The sequence below is a fragment of the Xanthobacteraceae bacterium genome (assembly GCA_019454205.1).
Taxonomy (GTDB): domain Bacteria; phylum Pseudomonadota; class Alphaproteobacteria; order Rhizobiales; family Xanthobacteraceae.
This window is the reverse complement of sequence record CP075369.1, coordinates 805,507-823,628: the sequence shown is the minus strand read 5'-3', so window position 1 is coordinate 823,628 and position 18,122 is coordinate 805,507. Positions and strand designations below refer to the sequence as shown.

Genomic DNA, 18,122 nt, shown 5'->3' with positions numbered 1-18,122 from the left:
ATCAGCCCGCTTCTCCGCGCAGACGCGCGGATGCTTTCGCATAACCGATAAAGGGCAACAGCGCGCGCAATTCCGGGCCGTGCTCGCGGCCGGTGAGCGCGAGGCGTAGCGGATGAAACAGCGCCTTGCCCTTGCGTTCGCCGTCCGCCTTCAGCGCGGCGAGCCACTTGTCCCAGATGTCGTCACCCCACGGCTCAGGCGGAAGCAGTGTTTGGGCTTTCGTGCAGAAAGCGCGGTCTTCCTCCGCAATCGCGGGTGCGATGGTGCCGTTCGCAACGCCCCACCATTCTTTCGCGTCCGATAGTTTCGCGAGGTTGCCGCGCACCGCGAGCCAGAATTTCTCGCCGCCGCCCACGTCCTGCTCTTGCAGCCTTGCCTGCGCGTTCGCGAACGGCATGGCGTGCAGGGTCTTCGCGGTCAGCGCATCGAGATCGGCGGGATCGAAGCGCGCGGGGCCGTGCGAGATTTTCGAGAAGTCCACTTTCGCGGCGAGTGCGTCGAGATTTTCCACCGGCTCGACCGGAAAGGAAGTCCCGATCAGCACCGCGACGGCAGCGACCGCCATCGCCTCCTGCCCCGCTTCGCGGAGCGATTGCAGCGAGAGCGAGCCGAGGCGCTTTGAAAGCCCCTCGCCGCCCGGCAACGTGAGCAGGTTGTGATGCGCGAAGGCGGGCGCGCTGCCGCCGAGGGCCGCGAACATATCGAGCTGCGCCGCCGTATTCGTGATGTGGTCCTCGCCGCGAATGACGTGGGTGACATTCATGTCGATGTCATCGACCACCGACGCCAACGAATAGAGCCAGGTGCCGTCGGCGCGGCTCACCACAGGATCGGACAGCGAGGCGGTATCGACCGAGATTTTTCCGCGCACCAGATCGTCCCACGACACGACGCGATGTTCGAGCTTGAAGCGCCAGTAAGGCTTGCGGCCTTCACTCTCCAGCTTGTCGCGTTCCTCATCTGTAAGCGCGAGCGCGGCGCGGTCGTAGACCGGCGGCAGGCCGCGCCCTAACTGGCGCTTGCGCTTGCGGTCCAGTTCTTCTTCGGTCTCGTAACAGGGATAGAGGCGGCCGGCGGCGCGCAGCTTCTCCGACGCCGCCTCGTAGCGCGCGATGCGCGCGGACTGTTTTTCGATCTTGTCCGGATTGATGCCAAGCCATGCGAGGTCGATTCCGATGGCCTGCGCGAAGCGCTCCTCAGCGCGCGCGCGGTCGGTATCGTCGAGGCGCAGGATGAACGTACCGCCCTCGCGCCGGGCATAGAGCGCGTTCAGCAAGGCCGTGCGGGCATTGCCCAGATGGATCAGGCCGGTCGGGGACGGCGCGAAGCGGACGACGGGTCGGGACATCGGATCTTGTCTGGATTTTCCGGAATCGAAGCTGCGGCGAAGGCTTAGCCGGGGGCGGCGCGGCCCGCCACTATGCAGGGATACGGGCCATGGCTACCGGCGGCTTAATACACGCATAGGTAGAGATTATCGTATCACTTAACCAGAACGATAGCCGCGGCCGGTATGGTCTGCACGAACAGAAGTTCATGCTTCAGGTGCCGGACGTGCGCGCTTCGGGAAAGATCAGCTTCTCCATCAGGAATTTCTGCGCGCTACCTTGGCGGCGCCCGGCGTGGCGTATGCGGCTCGTGCCGCGCCTGCTGCGGGACCGCTCCGGGGTCTCGGCCATCGAGTTCGCCATCGTCGGGCCGCTCTTTTTCATCGTGCTACTTGGCATCCTGATCTTCGCGATCTACTTCGGCACCGTGCACAGCGTGCAGCAGATCGCGGCGGAAGCAGCGCGCGCGACCGTGCAGGGCATCACCGCCGCCGAGCGCGCCGAACTCGCGCAGAACCATGTGAAGGCGATCGTCGGCAGCTATCCGCTGCTCGATCCGCAATATCTCAGCGTAGAGGCGAACACCTCCGCCAGCGACCCCAACCTCTTCAACGTGTCCATTGTGTACGACGCTTCGCGATCCATCGTTTTTGCGTTTGAAGGCCTGATCCCCATGCCTCCCAAAACGATCTCTCGAAGCGCTGTCGTCCGGCGGGGCGGCTACTGACAATGCCCCGCCGGTTCGGTTTCCGCGCCTTCGCGCGCGACGAGAGCGGCGCCATCGCCATCAGTGGCGCGGTGTTCGCGATCTGCGGCCTCGCCGCGCTCGCCATCGGCGTCGATATGGCTTCCGTCTATGTCGAGAAGCGCCGCGCACAGGGCGCGACCGATCTCGCGGCGATTGCCGCCGCGCGCGATCCCGACAAGGCGGTGCTGGCGGCAGCGGCAACGCTCGTTGACAACAAGGTCTATGACGTGCGCGACATCCGCATCACGCGCGGCGTCTATACCGCGAACCCCGCCATTCCCGTCTCGCAACGCTTCGTGCCGAATGCGACACCTGCCAACGCGGTGATGGTGGAAGTGGTGAGCCGCGCGAAGGTTTATTTTGGAAAAAGTTTCTTTCCGGAGTCCTCGCTGGAAGTGGTGACGCGCGCGACTGCGGTATCGACCTCGCAGGCGGCGTTCACGGTCGGCTCGCGGCTGCTCTCGCTCGACGGCGGAATCCTGAACGCGGTCCTGAACGGCCTGCTCGGCGGCAACGTCTCGCTGACCGTCATGGATTACAACGCGCTTGCCGGGTACAACGTCGACCTGTTCAAATTCTCGAACGCGCTCGGCACTTCCGTGGTCGGACAGGCCGGGACTTATGAGCAGCTTGCAAATGCCAATGTCACGGTCGGGAAAATCCTCGACGTGCTGATCGACGTCGCGCGTAACAACGGCGGCGGCGCGCAGGTCGATTTCGCGCTGAAGAAGATCAAGAACAACAGCAACGCGAACAACGTTTCGCTCAGCGTGAAGAAGCTGCTCGACTTCGGCCAGAGCGCTTCGCTCGACTTCGGTCAGGGTCAGGCCGCGCTGAACGCGAAGGCATCGGCGCTATCCATCCTGCAAGCGTCGGCGGAAGTCGCGAACGGCGTCCATCAGGCGGATATTTCCACCGCGCTGAACGTCGCGGGACTGGCCAGCGCGACGCTCGGCATCACCATCGGCGAGCGCCCGCAATCCTCGCCGTGGATCCGCTTCGGCGACAAAGGCATCGAGGTCTACACCGCGCAGACGCGCATCCGGCTGGTCGCGGAAGTGAACGGTCTCGGCCTGCTGCTCGGCCTGCGCATCCGCCTCCCCGTTTATATTGACATCGCCGCCGCGCGCGCCCGCCTGGCCGACATGACTTGCGGCGCGGACCCGCAGAACGACATGCGCGTGACGCTGGCGGTGAAGCCTGCTGTCATCAACGCGTGGATCGGCGAGCCGGTCAGTGCGCAAGGCTGGAAGGCGATCAACACACCGCCGAACATGGCGGCCGCGAACATAATCTCTTCCATGCTGGTGAACGTGACGGGCAGCGCGAACGCCGCGATCACGAACCTGAACGACACCAATGTCACGTTCCGCTACGCAGACATCAACAGCGTGACACCAAAGAATGTGAAGACGACCGACTTCACGCAATCGCTGGTCGCCTCGCTCGCAGGCAGCCTGTCGCTCGGTATTTCCGTCGGGCCGCTCTCCCTGCTCACGCCCGCCATACTCGGTCCCGCGATCCGCGCCGCGCTAACGCCGGTTGCAGGCATCGTGGACGGGTTGCTCAACACTGTGCTGAAGACGCTCGGCATCGGGCTCGGCGAAGCGGATGTATGGGTGAACGGCGTGCGCTGCGACGGTGCAGCGCTGGTGCGATAGTCAGAAATCAATCACTTCATTCCGTGCCGCCACCGCGCCTTGCGATAGCGCCTTGTCCGGCTCGGCGGGCTTCTCGCCGGAGTCGCGGAAGCGGTTGGTGATCGGATAGCGGCGGTCGCGGCCAAACGAGCGCAGCGTCACCTTCACGCCGGGCGCGGCCTGACGGCGCTTGTATTCGGCGATGTCGAGCATGCGCGCGACTTTCAGCACCGTCTCCTTCGCAAAACCCGCGGCGACGATTTCGGACACCGGTTCCTCGCGCTCCACCAGCCGCTCAAGGATGCCGTCGAGTATGTCGTAGGGCGGCAGCGTGTCCTGATCCTTCTGGTTCTCGCGAAGCTCGGCGGACGGCGGCTTGGTGATGATGTTCGGCGGAATGACTTCGCCGTCCGGGCCAAGCGCATCTTCCGGCTTCCAGCGATTACGCAGTTCGGCGAGACGGAACACTTCCGTTTTGTAAAGATCCTTGATCGGATTGTAGCCGCCGTTCATGTCGCCATAGAGCGTGGCGTAGCCCACCGACATTTCCGACTTGTTGCCGGTCGTCACCACCATCGGCCCGAACTTGTTGGAGATCGACATGAGGATGGTGCCGCGCGCGCGCGACTGAATGTTTTCTTCGGTGGTGTCGCGCTTCTTGCCCTTGAACATGCCGGCGAGCGACTTTTCGATGCCTTCTACGGCGTCGGAGATCGGCACCACGTCGTATTTCACGCCGAGCGCATTGGCGCATTGCGCGGCGTCGTTCAGCGACTCACTGGAAGTGAAACGGTACGGCAGCATCACGCAATGCACGCGCTTCGCGCCGAGCGCATCTACCGCCATCGCGGCGCAAAGCGCGGAGTCGATGCCACCGGACAAGCCGAGCACCACGCCCGGAAATCCGTTCTTGTTCACGTAGTCGCGCAGACCCAGCACGCAGGCGCTGTAATCCGCGGCATCGCCCGCGATGTCCGGCGTGACGGTGCCGTTCTCGCAGCGCCAGCTTCCGTCCTTGCGGCTCCATGTAGTGAGAACGACGCTCTCGCGGAATTCCGGAAGCTGGAACGCGAGCGAGCGGTCGGCATGCAGCGCGAAGGACGCGCCGTCGAACACCAGTTCGTCCTGCCCGCAAACCTGATTGACATAGACGAACGGCAAGCCACTTTCGGTGACGCGTGCGACCGCAAGCGAAAGGCGCACGTCCTGCTTGGTGCGGTCATACGGAGAGCCGTTCGGCACCACGATCATCTCGGCGCCGGTTTCGGAGAGGCACTCGACCACATCCGGCGTCCAGACATCCTCGCAGATCGGCACGCCGAGGCGCACGCCGCGAAAATCCATCGGACCCGGCAACGGACCGGCGGCGAACACGCGCTTCTCGTCGAACACGCCATAGTTCGGCAGGTCGTTCTTGTAGCGAACCGCCGTTATCCTGCCGCCGTCGAGCAGGCACACGGCGTTATAGAGCTTGCCGTCCTCGCGCCACGGCGTGCCGAGCAGCATGGCCGGGCCGCCATCGGCTGTTTCGCGCGCGAGCGCTTCGACCTCGGTGCGGCACGCGGCCTGAAACGCCGTTTTCAACACAAGGTCTTCGGGCGGATAGCCGGCGATGAAAAGTTCGGGGAAGACGGCGAGATGGGCGCCGCCTGCGGCGGCTTCCTTGCGCGCGGCACGCACCTTCGCGGCGTTGCCGGGAATGTCGCCGACCGCCGGATTTAGCTGCGCAATCGCAATGACAAGGCGGTCACGGCTGTTCATGACAAGGGTCTAACGTCCGCGGGAACCGGGGGCAATGCTGGCTTCCGTCGCGGCTCCCATGCGATAGAATACGCGGAATCCAAAGGGAGGCGGCGGAATGGCCAAGCGTAAGTACCAGACCCAGCGCGAAGCGGGAATCATCCTCGCGGTTTGCGGCGTCATTTCGGGATTGCTGTCGGCCTCGATCGACGTGGACTTCCTCAGCCTGTTCGATGTCCCGATGCTGCCTGCGGTCTTCTTCGGCATCGTGATCGCGCTCGGCATCTATTCGTGGGAAGCGCGCCATCCCGCGCCTATCGTAATCGCGCTGATCGGCGTCGCGATTGCGTGGTGGGTCGCGGTGAAGACCGGCACGACCATTTACGAGGGCCTCGAAAAATCGCGGGCGACATTCGCCTATGCAGGCATCCTCGCGGGCCTCGTCGGCGCGCTGTTGGTGAGCATCACGCTCTGGATCACCAGCGAGGATTTCCGCTCGCTTCGCAACCTCATCACCACTGCCGTGTTCGGCGCAGTCGCCGGTGCGCTACTCGCATTCAGTTCGTCGAGCGCGACGCCTGCGGGATTGGTGCCACTGTTCGTGATCTGGCAGGCGGGCATTGCCGGTATCGTCGGCTACGCGCTCGCATTCCGGCCGCAGCCGAGTTCGTAACCGCGCGCGAGATAAAAAAAATGGCCGGGCATGCCCGGCCATTTTTATTTCAGAAGCCCGCAACAGCGGAGATCGGCCTCGCCCGCTCGACCCGCTCTTTCTTGAGCAGGTCGGCCACCAGGAACGCCATCTCGATCGCCTGCTCCGCGTTGAGGCGCGGGTCGCAATGCGTGTGATAGCGGTCGCCGAGGTCGGTGTCGGAAATCGCGCGCGCGCCGCCGGTACATTCGGTGACGTTCTGGCCGGTCATCTCCAGATGGATGCCGCCCGCGTGCGTGCCTTCCGCGGCATGCACGGCGAAGAACTCGCGCACTTCCTGCAGGATCAAATCGAACGGGCGGGTCTTGTAGCCGCCTGCGCTGACCGTATTGCCGTGCATCGGATCACAGGACCACACCACCTTGCGGCCATCCTGCTTCACCGCGCGAACGAGACGCGGCAGATGTTCGCCGACCTTGCCCGCGCCGAAGCGCGCGATCAGCGTGATGCGGCCCGCTTCGCGATCCGCGTCGAGGATGTCGAGGAGCTTGAGCAGGCCTTCCGGCGTGGTCGAAGGACCACACTTGATGCCGACCGGATTCTTGATGCCGCGGCAGAACTCGACGTGCGCGTGATCCGGCTGGCGGGTGCGGTCGCCGATCCAGACCATGTGGCCTGAGGTGTCGTACCAGTCGCCGGACGTGGAATCGACGCGGGTCAGCGCCTGTTCGTAGCCGAGCAGCAACGCTTCGTGCGAGGTGTAGAAATCGGTCGTGCGCATTTCCGGATGCACTTCCGGGTCGATGCCGCAGGCGCGCATGAAGTCCAGCGTCTCGGTGAGGCGAGTCGCCAGCGCTTCGTAGCGATGCGACTGCGGGCTGTCCTTCACGAAGCCGAGCATCCACTGATGCGCGTTCGAGATGTTGGCGTAACCGCCGGTCGCGAACGCGCGCAGCAGGTTCAGCGTCGCCGCCGACTGGCGGTACGCTTCCAGCTGGCGCTTCGGATCGGGGATGCGCGCATCGTCGGTGAAATCGGGACCGTTGATGATGTCGCCGCGATAGCTCGGCAGTTCCTTGCCGTTCTGCTTCTCGGTCGGGGACGAGCGCGGCTTCGCGAACTGGCCGGCGATGCGGCCCACCTTCACCACCGGCGAAGCGGCGGCGAACGTCAGCACCACGGCCATCTGGAGGAAGACGCGGAAGAAGTCGCGGATGTTGTCCGCGCGATGTTCGGCGAAGCTCTCGGCGCAATCGCCGCCCTGGAGCAGAAAAGCGTCACCGGATGCCACGGCAGCGAGCTGTCGCTTCAGCGCCCGCGCCTCGCCTGCAAAAACCAGCGGCGGAAAGCTCGCAAGCTGCTTCTCAACCTGTTCAAGTGCCTTCTGGTCCGGGTAATCGGGGACCTGCACGATCGGCTTCTTGCGCCAGGAATCCGGGCTCCAACGCTCTTTCATCACGCATACTCCTGCACGGGGCTTGCTCATTGCTTCGGCCCCGAGGGCCGGGGTTATAGCGGGCGTAGCCGTACGATGCCAGTTTTGCGATCCGGGCGGCCTTGCGGCCAGTCAAACTTACGTCGGGGTCCGTAGCGTCGGCGTTAACCAGCTTGAAGGCCCCGGTTTCGCGTGGACAATGCCGCGCGAAGGACAGGCCGATGACGACCCCGACGCTCGAGAACCGCACCGAATTCAAGGCCGTGGACGGCTATCCGCTGGCCGCAACCGTATTCGAACCTTCGCAGCCATTTCGCGCCGTGGTGCTGGTCGCAGCCGCAACCGCGGTGCCGCGCGGCTACTATTCGAGGTTCGCGCGCTATCTCGCGGAACAAGGCTTCAAGGTCATCACCTTCGACTATCGCGGCATCGGCGGTTCGCGTCCGAAGGAAGGCCTGCGCGGCTTTCCGGCGAAGATGCGCGACTGGGCCGCGCTCGATCTCGTCGCGGCGGTCGATTACGCGAGCACCCTCGCAAGCCGGAAGCCGCTCGTCTATGTCGGCCACTCTTTCGGCGGACAAGCGCTCGGACAATTACCGAACAATCACAAAGTGAGCCGCGCGTTATTTGCGGCATCGCAGATCGGCTACTGGAAGCTGTTTCCCGCGCCGGAAAAATATCGCGTGTGGTTCATGCTTCGCGTACTCGGCCCGCTCGCCTACACGATCTTCGGTTATGTGCCAGGCAAGCTCGGCATGGGCGAAGACTTGCCGAAAGGCGTGTTCCGCGAATGGGCGGGCTGGTGCATGAAGCCGCGCTATCTCTATGACGACGAGACGCTGGAAGCGCGCAAGTATTTTCCAAACTATCACGGCGCGCTGCGCGCGATTGGCATGAGCGATGACGACTGGGCGCCGCCCGTCACCGTCGCAGGACTTATCGCGGGCTATACCGGCACAAAGCCTGAGCACATCACCGTCACGCCGGAGTCGGCGGGCCAGAAGAAGATCGGCCACTTCGGATACTTCCGCGAACCGTCGCGCGAGCCGCTCTGGCGCGAAGCGGCGGAGTGGCTGGCGCGAAGCTAGTTTCCGCGCGGCATACAACGCACCGTTTGGACAGCACCGAAACCGGATCAGGACTGCAGCGAAATCGGCACGGTCTTTCACGCCGCTGTGAACGGCTGCCAATAATTTGACGTTGCCGGTAACTCAAAACTCTCTAGCCTGCCTTCCAGATTGGAGTGCAGCTTTTGACCGACGATATTTTTTCGCTTCGCATTTCAACTAACGAGTTTACCGGCCGCGATCGCCTCGAAGCATTCCGGGAGAACTTCGGAAAAGCAATCTTGCGCGTCGAGATGGAGCCGGCCAGTCACGAAGCGTTCCACGCCGACATGATGCTGCATGCGCTGCCCGCTTTCGGCATGGCGACCGGCTCCATATCTCCTGTTTGCAACCATCATACCCCTGCCCTGATCGACAACGACGACGTCGTCATCGTGTTTCTGGAAAGGGGTAACGCCACGTTCGAGCGCGAGGGACACACGACCGACGTACGCGAGGGCGAAGCGGTCGTCACGGAGAACGGTGCCGTTGCGCGGTTCTGCGGACACACCACGACGCATCTCACCAATTTGCGATTCAGCCGGGAGAAGCTGGTGCCGCTGCTGGGCGGCCGTTTTCCCGACGCTGTGCGCCAGCCGAAACTTGCAGGCAGCGAAGCACTCGCCCTGCTCAAGCATTACGCCACGCTTGTCCATGACGGACTTCAGGCGACATCCACGCAAACAAGACAATTCGTGGTGGATCACCTGTACGAACTGGCCGCGCACGCAATCGGAGCCGGCTACAGCACGAGAACGGCTGCCGAGCGGCACGGGCTTCGGGCCGCCCGCCTGTACGCGATAAAAACCGCGATTTTAAAGAACCTCGGCAACCGCGCACTGAGCGCGGCATCGGTCGCCGAGCAGCAAGGGATTACGTCGCGTTACGTGCAACTGCTGTTCGAGAGCGAAGGCACTACCTTCTCCGAGTTCCTGCTTGCGCAACGGCTGAAACGCGCGCACCGCCTGCTCAGCGATCCCGCTTTTGGGAAACAAAGCATCAGCGAGATCGCATTCGAAGTCGGCTTCAACGACCTCTCCTACTTCAACCGCACTTTCCGCCGCGCCTACGGCGCGACACCTTCCGATGTTCGTCAGGCGGCGAAGAAATCCGATTAGGGAGCGGCGAAGCGGTAATTCAGCCCGATGCGAACAATGCTGCCGGTGCTATTGGTCTTGAAATAACAATCCCCGGTCACGCAACTGTTGTTGGTCGCAACATTCTCCGCGCCCAGACTGTAATAGACATACTCCGTCTTCAGCGACCAATGCGCGTTGAGCGCCCATTCCACGCCCGCGCCAACAGTCCAGCCCCATTGCGCACCCGTGAAATTGGACTCCCACTGCGCGTTGTTGAGGCTGACCTTGTTGTTCAGGTCGGCGACAATCGCGCCGCCAGTGAAATAGAAAAGCGTATTGTGCGAAGCGACGCCGAGACGTCCGCGCAAGGTCGCGGCGAACGACGAGTCCGTACCAATATAATCCGGGTACGAAGACCATTGCCCGCTTCCCTTCATCCCCAGATAACCGAGATCGGCTTCCAGACCCCAGACCAGCGCGCCGCGCTGGACATTGAAACCACCCTGAACGCCGCCGGTGAAGCCATTCGCCTTATTGGAAAAGCGCTCGCCGATATTGCGCCAGGGGAAACCGGCGCTGTCGCCGATATCCGTGCCTTCGTTCGTGCTCCACGCATAGCCTGCGTAACCACCGACATAGACGCCATTCCAATTGATGGCGGACTGCGCGCCTGCGGGCGAAACGCAGAGCGCCGACATGGTCAGCGCTGCTGCGAGGATCGAATGTTTCATGATGTTCGTGACCGGCATTTTAATTTCCACCAAACCGGTAATTCAGGCCGAGCCGGACAATGTGCGTGCGCGCATTGCTGGTGTCGTACTGGAAAGGACCGGGAATTGAGTAAGAGGGTGCGGGCAAATCGACGAAGAGATATTCGAGCTTCGCGGTCCAACGGCCGGACAGCGCGCCTTCAAATCCCGCGCCCAGCGTCCAGCCGAGTTCGTATTGCTTCGCGCCGAAGTGATCGCCGGGAACGTTGAAGCCGGACGAGACTGCGCCGTAGGCAAGTCCGCCGGTGCCGTAGAGCAGGACATTGTTCATCAGGAAACCGGCACGGGCGCGGAACGTGAAAAGGTGATCGACCTTCGCGTAGCAAGTGCCGACCTGGTTTGCCGTACAGGCCGGTGCAATGTTGACCGCTTCGCCGCGAATGCTGGTGACCGAATAATCGCCTTCCAGCCCGGCCACCCACACACCGCTCTGCCAGTTTACACCGAGCGTCGCGCCGCCCAGAATTCCATCGCCGCTGAATTGACCGGAAGTCGCAGCGGCCGCGGGCACGGTCTGCTCGATGTTTACGAGCCTGCCCCAGCCGACATGCGCGCCGGCATAGACGCCGTTCCAGTCGACAGGCTGCGCGCCAGCAGCCGAGCACGGCAAAAGCAGTGCCGCCGCGACAGCGCCTGCGAAAACAAACCTATTCATAAAATCCCCACCGGCGATTCAGCTCTTGCGGGGATACTCGTCCTCGGCGGCGCGTTACGCTTGGACGGTACGGAACTAAGTTCCGGACTGAGGCGAACTTTGCAGGGATTTCCCGCCGTGTTGCCCGGCAGTTACATATAAAAGATCACTTGAGCCGCTTGATCACCGCGTTCGCGACTTCCGCGCCGACCAGCACCGCGCCGCCGCAGGTCTGCGCGAACTCGCCAGCCACCGCTTCGCCTGCAAAATAAACCTTGTCAGCAAGCGGGCGCTTCAGCGCGGCACGCGCGGAGAAGTGTCCCGGCAGCGCCGCCGAATACGCGCCGCGTATCCACGGATTGCGCGGCCATTGCGTGAAGTCGGCTTTCACGATGTGGCTGCTCGCCTTCTCGCCGAAGACGCGGTTCAGCGCGGAAGACGCAAAATCCACCGCCGCATCGCGGCCCTGCGCGGTCAGATTCCACGCGAAGTCACCGCCGACGAAACCGATCATCATCGGGAATTCAAACGGGTGGCAGATGAAATAGATGTCCTGCTTGCCGGGCTGTTCCAGCAGGATGTCCTCGAACGGTTTCAGGCCAAAGCGCTCGCCGTCCAGGAGCAGCGGGATCTTTGCAAGCAGCGCCATCGGGATATTGTGGATCGCGGTCTCTTTCCATTCCGGAAGCACCGGGTCCCACTTGATGTAGCCCGATTGCAACGCGCCGGTGGAGCAAGTGACGATCGCGTACTTCGCGCTCACCGTGCCCTTTGGCGTTTCCAGTTGCACGCCCTGCCTGCTGTATTTGATCCTGTTCACCGGCGTCTCCAGCGAGACCGGCACGCTTTCCCCGAACTTTGCGACCACCGCGCCGAAGCCTTCCTTCACCAGATAATTCGGCTCCAGTTCGGCCTGATCGTCGTAGTCGCGGATCGAGAGGTTGTTGAAATCGACCGCCATGTCCATCGGACCCATCGCGGTCGCGGTCGCCTGCTCCACCTTCGAACGGATGGGGCGGATTTCTGAAACGGCGCCGTCGCGGCGTTTCGCTTCCTTGGAATTCGCCTCGACGATCTCCTGGGTCAGCTTCTTGATGCTCTTGGTATCGGAGTCGGAAAATTTCTCGCGCCCATACCAGACATGATCCAGCGCATCGTCGTGCTGTTGCAGCGTGAAGCCGTTTTCCTTCGCGACCGGGAGCATCGGGTTGCGGTCTGCGGAATGAATCCATGCGCAGCCGCGGTCGAATGCAATGCCGGGAAATGTCGTGGTGTCGGTGTTGGCGCGGCCGCCCTTGCGGTCGTCCGCTTCCAGCACGACGAAGGTTTTGCCCGCCGCCGCGAGCGTACGCGCCGCCGACAGACCGGCAGGACCGGAGCCGACAATCGCGACATCGGGATTGGTGGGAAAACCCTGCGCGAAGGAAATCCTGCTCGCAAACGGAGAGAACGCGGTCGCGCCCAATCCGGCAAGAATGTCGCGCCGCGACGGATTGCGGAAATTCATCAGTTCCCCCGAACCGTTGTCAATTCTTGATCTTGTTACGCAACGTCACCAGTTCTTCGGACGCAGTCGGATGCAGCGCGACCGTATTGTCGAAATCGCGTTTCGTCGCGCCCATCTTCACGGCGATTGCCGCCATCTGCACCATTTCCGCCGCGCCTTCGCCGACGACATGCACGCCGAGCACCTTTTCGGTTTTCTGCTCGACGACAAGTTTCATCAAAATCGCGGTGTCGCGGCCCGATAGCGTCGCCTTCATCGGCTTGAAGCGCGTGCGGTAGATGTCGATGGCGACCCCGGCGGCGCGCGCGCTCGTCTCGCTCATGCCCACGGTGCCGATCTCCGGTTCGGAGAACACCGCGCTCGGTATGTTGCGGTAATCGAGATGCCACGGGTTGTTGCCGAACAGCGTATCGGCGACCGCGTGGCCTTCGCGGATCGCAACCGGCGTGAGCGCGACGCGTGCGGTAACGTCGCCGATGGCATAGATCGAAGGCACATTCGTGCGCGAGTTCTCGTCGACTGCGACAGCACCGGCTGCGCTCAGTTTCACGCCCGCGGCTTCAAGACCGAGGTTGTTCGTATTCGGCGCACGGCCGACCGCAAGCATCACCTGGTCGGCTTCGATCGCCGCGCCGTCGGAAAGAAACGCGCAGCGATGCGTCTTGTGTTCTTCGATTTTCCTGATCGTCTCGTTCAGGCGAACATCGATCCCGCGCGCAACCATCTCGCTGCGCAAATGCGCGCGCACATCGTCGTCGAAGCCGCGCAGGATTTCGTTGCCCCGGTGAACCAGCGTCACCTTGCTTCCCAGCGCCGAGAACAGGCACGCGAATTCCACGGCGATATAGCCGCCGCCCTGAATCACGATCCGGCGCGGCAGTTCTTCGAGGTGAAACGCCTCGTTCGAGGTGATCGCCAGTTCCTTGCCCGGAATGTCGAGCGTGGTGGGATGCCCGCCGGTCGCAACGATGATGTAGCGTGCGCGAAGCGCAGCGCCGGTTTTCAGGAGGCGTACCGTATGCGCATCCTCGACCACCGCGCGGCTGTCGATGATCTCCGCGCCCGCGCCGCCCACATTCTTGCGGTAGGCTGCTTCGAGGCGCGCGATTTCCTTGTCCTTGTTCGCGATCAGCGTGGGCCAGTCGAACTTCGCGCCCTCCACGGTCCAGCCGAAGCCCGCGGCATCCTCGAATTCGTGGGCGAAGCGGCTGGCATAGACGAGGAGTTTCTTCGGCACGCAGCCGCGGATCACGCAGGTGCCGCCCATGCGGTATTCCTCGGCGATGGCGACCTTCGCGCCGTGGGTCGCGGCAATGCGCGCGGCGCGCACACCGCCCGAACCGCCACCAATTACAAACAGGTCGTAGTCGAAATCCACGCGGCTCCCCCTGCAATGCGGCTTCGGGTTGTAGCGATAAAAAAAGCCGGGCGGAACTCTCGTTCGCCCGGCTTCTTGTTCAAAAAAAAGTCAGCCACTCAGATATTGTGGCCCTTCTTCTTCATTTCCGCCTTCACGCGGTCGACGAGCTGTTGCGAAACCTGCCCGCTCCACTGCTGCGTCTTGTTGAATGCGTCCTGCATGATGTTGGCCAGTTCGCTGTTCACCTTGCGGCCGATTGGCGAGTTATAGAAGGCGAGCAATTCCTTCAGCTCGGCCTCGCTGAACTTGGCGGCGTAGGCCTGCGCGACGATGTCGGCGATTTCTTCCTTGCGCTTGTCGAATTCCGGAATCAGCGCCTGCATGACACCGGCCAGCTCCTGCGAGAGATCCGGGTTGGTCTGCGCGAAGGTGGTGTAGGTCTGCTGGAAGATCACACCCATCACGCGGTCAAAGGTCCGGGCCGCGCCGGAAACATCGACCGCCTCGCGCGCAAGTTTCAGGTGCGCAGGCGACTGGGCGCTCGCGGCAACCGGGAATGCAACGACGGCGAGCAAAACTGCGCCCGCCCGGATGGCGCGCATGGCAACGGAAATCATCTGGTTCTCCTTCCGAGAATAGTCAGGGCCGCTCCACGATGCGCACGCCCCCGCTTCCAGCGAGGATTGCACGGCGGGCAAGCCCTATGAACAGGCCGTGTTCCACGACGCCGGGTATTTGCGCAAGCCCCCGCGCAAGGGATTGCGCGTCCGGGATTCGTCCGAAACCGGCGTCCACGATCAGGTGTCCCTGATCCGTGACGAAAACATGGCCATCGGCTTTTTTGCGGACTTTCAGTTCCCCGGCGCAACCGGCCGCCTTCGCTACTGCGGTAATGGCAAGCATGGTGGCCTTGAGGCCGAAGTCGATGACCTCGATGGGCAGCGGAAAACGGCCCAACGTTTCTACCGCTTTGGTCTCATCCGCGATCACGATCATGTCACGTGACGCGGATGCGACGATTTTTTCGCGGAGGAGCGCGCCGCCGCCACCCTTGATGAGGGTGAGCGCGGCATCGAGTTCGTCGGCGCCGTCGATGGTCAGGTCCAGTTCGGGAATTTCGTCGAGGGTCGCGAGCGGCACGCCGAGCCGCTCCGCCTGCGCGCGGGTCGCCTCCGAGGTCGGCACGCCTACCGTCTCGAAGCCCGCCTTCACCTTCTCCGCCAGAAGATCGACGAAGATCGCCGCGGTGGAGCCGGTGCCGAGACCGAGCTTCATGCCGGGTTTTACGAAATCGAGGGCGCGCTTCGCCGCCTCGCGCTTCAGCGCATTCTGATCCATCGCGCCCATCCGTGATTGTACGGCTGCGGTCCTATCATGCGGGGGAAACGCTCGCCACCGTCCGCACTTTCGGATACTTCTGTACGCCCATGCCGCGCCCCACCATTGCCTTCGATCTCGACGGAACGCTGGTCGATACCGCGCCGGATCTTCTGCGCGCACTCGAAGCCGCGTTGCAATCCGAAGGACTGCACGCGCCGGACGATGAACAGGCGCGCAACTTCATTGGCGGCGGCGCGCGGGCGATGATCGAGCGGGCGCTGGCCGCGCATCGCATCAACTTCGGAAAGGAAAAAGTGGACGAGATGTTCCGCGTTTTCCTGCTCCACTACGAAGCGCATATCGCGGACAATTCGAAGCCGTTTCCCGGCGTGGCAGCGGCGCTCGCGAAGGTCGCTGAGACCGGCGCTATCCTCGCCGTCTGCACCAACAAGCCGGAAAAGTATGCGATCAAGCTGCTCGACGCGCTCTCGCTGCGTGCGCCCTTCGCCTATGTCGCGGGCGGCGATACCTTTGCATACCGCAAGCCCGACCCGCGCCACCTGCTGGACGCCATCGAGCGCGCAGGCGGCAACCCCGATCATGCGCTCCTCGTCGGAGACTCCGAGACAGACGTAATCACGGCGCGGGCCGCCGAAATCCCGATGATCGCGGTGTCGTTCGGCTATACCGATATTCCGCCGGCGGCGTTGGGAGCCGACGTGCTGATCCATAAATACGAGGAATTGCCGGGAGCGGTGGCGGCTATTTTGGCGCATCCGCGCCTTGCTTGACCGCTCTATTCCCGTTCCGTACATCGTCGCGGCAGGCGGGCGCGTAGCTCAGCGGTAGAGCACTCCCTTCACACGGGAGGGGTCACAGGTTCAATCCCTGTCGCGCCCACCATTTTCACGGTCCAGCAGCATTGCCATTGGTGGAAGCGCCAAACGAAAGCTGCAATTTCAAACACCGCTACCTTATCAGCCTTACGCCGCCTTCGCCGCTTCCCACACTGATGCTCTTCTCGGAGCTTTCGACGCTCCAGTTCATCACATTCAGAATCAACGACGAAAACACCATCGTGACCTTTTCGGTTTTCACGTTGGAAACCGAGTTGATGATGACGTCGCGGCTGGGGAGATACATCAAGCCCTGAAAACTGGAACCGCTGGTGCCGTTGATCGGCAGGTTGGTATTGGAGAGTCCGGGCGGCTCGAAGAACAGGATGTTGGCGTAGGTGCCGGTTGCCGGTGCGTTGAGCTTGGCGTTGACGTTGCCGTTGAAGGTGATCGTCGCATTCTGATCGACCAGATAGAACGTGACGCCCTCGCCTTTGACGGTCCAGCTTGAATTGAAGGTCATGCCGCCGCTCTTGATGATGTAGAGGCCCGGATTCAGCGTCAGCGATCCGCTGCCGTTGAAGTTCGTCCAGCCGCAATAGACGCCCGGATTGATCGTCACCGTTCCGGGATTGAATACCTGATTGTTGTAGTTGCACGGACCGGGGGTAACCTTAGGCAACGCGTTGACGAAGGGGTCCGCGACCGCGTCGCAACTGGTTTCCAACGGAAGGCTTCCGCCGCCGTTCTTGATAACGAAATCGCCCTTCACGCAGATTCGCTTGACGTTCAGAGTGACGCCCGCATTGAAGATCGCCGCCGGCATTGCTTTCGAATGAACATGAATTTCGCAATCCGGCGCGACAAGATTCGCTCCCGAGTTCACCAGGAACGATTGGCTCTGCACCGGATCGGCGAGCAAGATACAAACCTTGGAGCTGTTGCCGGATGCGATAGCCGGCGAAGTTACCTTCACCGCGATGGATTGAACTCCCAATATCGCGGTGAACGATGTGGTGGACGCGCCATTCGCCTCGCCGCTCAGAATTCCGGTGCCCGGATTGAAGGTGAAGCTGGCAGTGGGTGCCGTGCCCCATAGATTTGATACCTGCGCCTGAAAGAATTTCTGCGCGAGCGCTATTTTCGCTTCGGCCGAAGGCTCCCGCACGCCTGCAAGTACGCTGTTGTCCAGCGCAGACTGCATACCGGACCGCAACTGGTTCGCCTTGGAATAATCGAAGGCCGCGCCGACCGCTGCAACGAGCGGCACGAGAGAAAGCGCGAAGATTACCGCGATATTTCCTTTTGCACTTTCGCTGAACTCTTCGAGCTTGCACTTCAGAACGTAGAACGGTTTTGTCAAACGCACGCAAAATCTCCTCGTCACGCAACCATGTGTTTGACTTCGAACCGTATAAAATCGCGTAAATCTTTTTCGCGAAGCGCCGCGCAACCGTAGGCAATTTCGTCGCAGCCTTTGCAGCGTCCGGTTCTCGAAACGAATTTGATAAATGACATGCGCGCCGCTTCCTCTGCGCCATGCGATGCAATTCGGAATATTCGGCGGACCAGCGTACCGTTTTGCTTATTCGATTACCGGAAAAGCAGGCTCATGCTTTGTTCGAATGCAAACGGCTCAGCGAAAATCATCAACCACGTTTTCTTCCCGTCATGGGGAAAACGAGCCTTGGAAAAATTTAATCCTGCCATCGAAAAGCGGACGCACATCGCTGCACTCGACTTTTGGCCATAGCCACAACCGCTGGTTATGCTGGCCGCTGGGGCCGGGATGAGCCGATCGCGGGCGCGGCATGACGGGGGCTGCCTACGAGGGGTGCCGCTGGTTCAATTCCTGTCGCACCCACCATTTTTCTGCGGCTCCCGAAAAGTTTTGCCCCCGCTGCCGTGATGCCGTTGTCATGCAGTGCCCGCAGGCTGCGCGTGTGCACCGCACCGCAGGAATACCG

The 18,122-nt window shown here is 62.3% G+C and carries 16 protein-coding genes and 1 tRNA gene; 7 read left to right on the top strand and 10 right to left on the bottom strand.

Translation table 11 applies throughout. The features are described 5' to 3' along the window. Position 1: 1 nt before the first annotated feature. Positions 2-1,348 (bottom strand): glutamate--tRNA ligase, encoded by a 1,347-nt coding sequence (locus KF794_04000; protein QYK45865.1) that lies wholly within the window; start codon positions 1,346-1,348, stop codon positions 2-4. Positions 1,349-1,536: 188 nt separating this feature from the next. Between KF794_04000 and KF794_03995 the strand changes: the two genes are divergently transcribed. Next, positions 1,537-2,055 (top strand): pilus assembly protein, encoded by a 519-nt coding sequence (locus KF794_03995; protein QYK45864.1) that lies wholly within the window; start codon positions 1,537-1,539, stop codon positions 2,053-2,055. Between the two features lie 2 nt (positions 2,056-2,057). After that, entirely contained in the window at positions 2,058-3,737 is a 1,680-nt protein-coding gene (locus KF794_03990) for a hypothetical protein (protein QYK45863.1), read from the top strand. Here KF794_03990 and KF794_03985 read toward each other — a convergent pair whose 3' ends face one another. Beyond that, the gene (locus tag KF794_03985; protein ID QYK45862.1) at positions 3,738-5,477 is read right to left on the bottom strand and encodes an NAD+ synthase; all 1,740 of its coding nucleotides are present in this window, start codon (positions 5,475-5,477) and stop codon (positions 3,738-3,740) included. It abuts the gene before it with no gap. Between the two features lie 97 nt (positions 5,478-5,574). On the opposite strand from KF794_03985, the gene KF794_03980 reads away from it, so the two are divergent. After that, positions 5,575-6,129, top strand: a complete 555-nt coding sequence (locus tag KF794_03980) for a hypothetical protein (GenBank protein QYK45861.1) — start codon at positions 5,575-5,577, stop codon at positions 6,127-6,129. A gap of 49 nt (positions 6,130-6,178) precedes the next feature. Here the strand turns inward: KF794_03980 and KF794_03975 are convergent, their stop codons facing one another. Beyond that, entirely contained in the window at positions 6,179-7,564 is a 1,386-nt protein-coding gene (locus KF794_03975; GenBank protein ID QYK45860.1) for a 3-deoxy-7-phosphoheptulonate synthase class II, read from the bottom strand. A gap of 200 nt (positions 7,565-7,764) precedes the next feature. Here KF794_03975 and KF794_03970 point away from each other — a divergent pair, with 200 nt between their 5' ends. Further along, entirely contained in the window at positions 7,765-8,631 is an 867-nt protein-coding gene (locus KF794_03970; protein ID QYK45859.1) for an alpha/beta fold hydrolase, read from the top strand. Positions 8,632-8,795: 164 nt separating this feature from the next. Further along, complete coding sequence (locus tag KF794_03965) at positions 8,796-9,767, top strand: AraC family transcriptional regulator (protein QYK45858.1); 972 nt, start codon at positions 8,796-8,798, stop codon at positions 9,765-9,767. Here the strand turns inward: KF794_03965 and KF794_03960 are convergent. The 6 genes from KF794_03960 to rpiA form a co-directional block, all read right to left on the bottom strand. After that, positions 9,764-10,477, bottom strand: coding sequence for a porin family protein (locus KF794_03960; protein ID QYK45857.1), 714 nt, complete (start codon positions 10,475-10,477; stop codon positions 9,764-9,766). The genes KF794_03965 and KF794_03960 overlap by 4 nt on opposite strands. Position 10,478: 1 nt before the next feature. Then, positions 10,479-11,153 (bottom strand): porin family protein, encoded by a 675-nt coding sequence (locus KF794_03955; protein ID QYK45856.1) that lies wholly within the window; start codon positions 11,151-11,153, stop codon positions 10,479-10,481. Between the two features lie 145 nt (positions 11,154-11,298). Next, positions 11,299-12,639, bottom strand: coding sequence for an FAD-dependent oxidoreductase (locus KF794_03950; GenBank protein ID QYK45855.1), 1,341 nt, complete (start codon positions 12,637-12,639; stop codon positions 11,299-11,301). 19 nt (positions 12,640-12,658) lie between these two features. Then, positions 12,659-14,017 carry a glutathione-disulfide reductase gene (gene gor, locus KF794_03945; GenBank protein QYK45854.1) on the bottom strand — a complete coding sequence of 453 codons (1,359 nt, stop codon included), beginning with the start codon at positions 14,015-14,017 and terminating at the stop codon, positions 12,659-12,661. Positions 14,018-14,115: 98 nt separating this feature from the next. After that, positions 14,116-14,616 carry a DUF2059 domain-containing protein gene (locus KF794_03940; GenBank protein QYK45853.1) on the bottom strand — a complete coding sequence of 167 codons (501 nt, stop codon included), beginning with the start codon at positions 14,614-14,616 and terminating at the stop codon, positions 14,116-14,118. A 22-nt stretch (positions 14,617-14,638) separates the two neighbouring features. Beyond that, positions 14,639-15,337, bottom strand: coding sequence for a ribose-5-phosphate isomerase RpiA (gene rpiA / locus KF794_03935; protein ID QYK45852.1), 699 nt, complete (start codon positions 15,335-15,337; stop codon positions 14,639-14,641). Between the two features lie 89 nt (positions 15,338-15,426). Here rpiA and gph point away from each other — a divergent pair, with 89 nt between their 5' ends. Together gph and KF794_03925 are read left to right on the top strand one after the other, a co-directional pair. Then, a complete protein-coding gene (gene gph, locus KF794_03930; GenBank protein ID QYK45851.1) occupies positions 15,427-16,110 on the top strand; it encodes a phosphoglycolate phosphatase in 684 nt (227 codons plus the stop codon). 37 nt (positions 16,111-16,147) lie between these two features. Beyond that, positions 16,148-16,222, top strand: a tRNA-Val gene (locus KF794_03925). Between the two features lie 66 nt (positions 16,223-16,288). Here KF794_03925 and KF794_03920 read toward each other — a convergent pair. Continuing rightward, the gene (locus KF794_03920) at positions 16,289-17,524 is read right to left on the bottom strand and encodes a Tad domain-containing protein (protein QYK45850.1); all 1,236 of its coding nucleotides are present in this window, start codon (positions 17,522-17,524) and stop codon (positions 16,289-16,291) included. Positions 17,525-18,122: the final 598 nt, after the last annotated feature.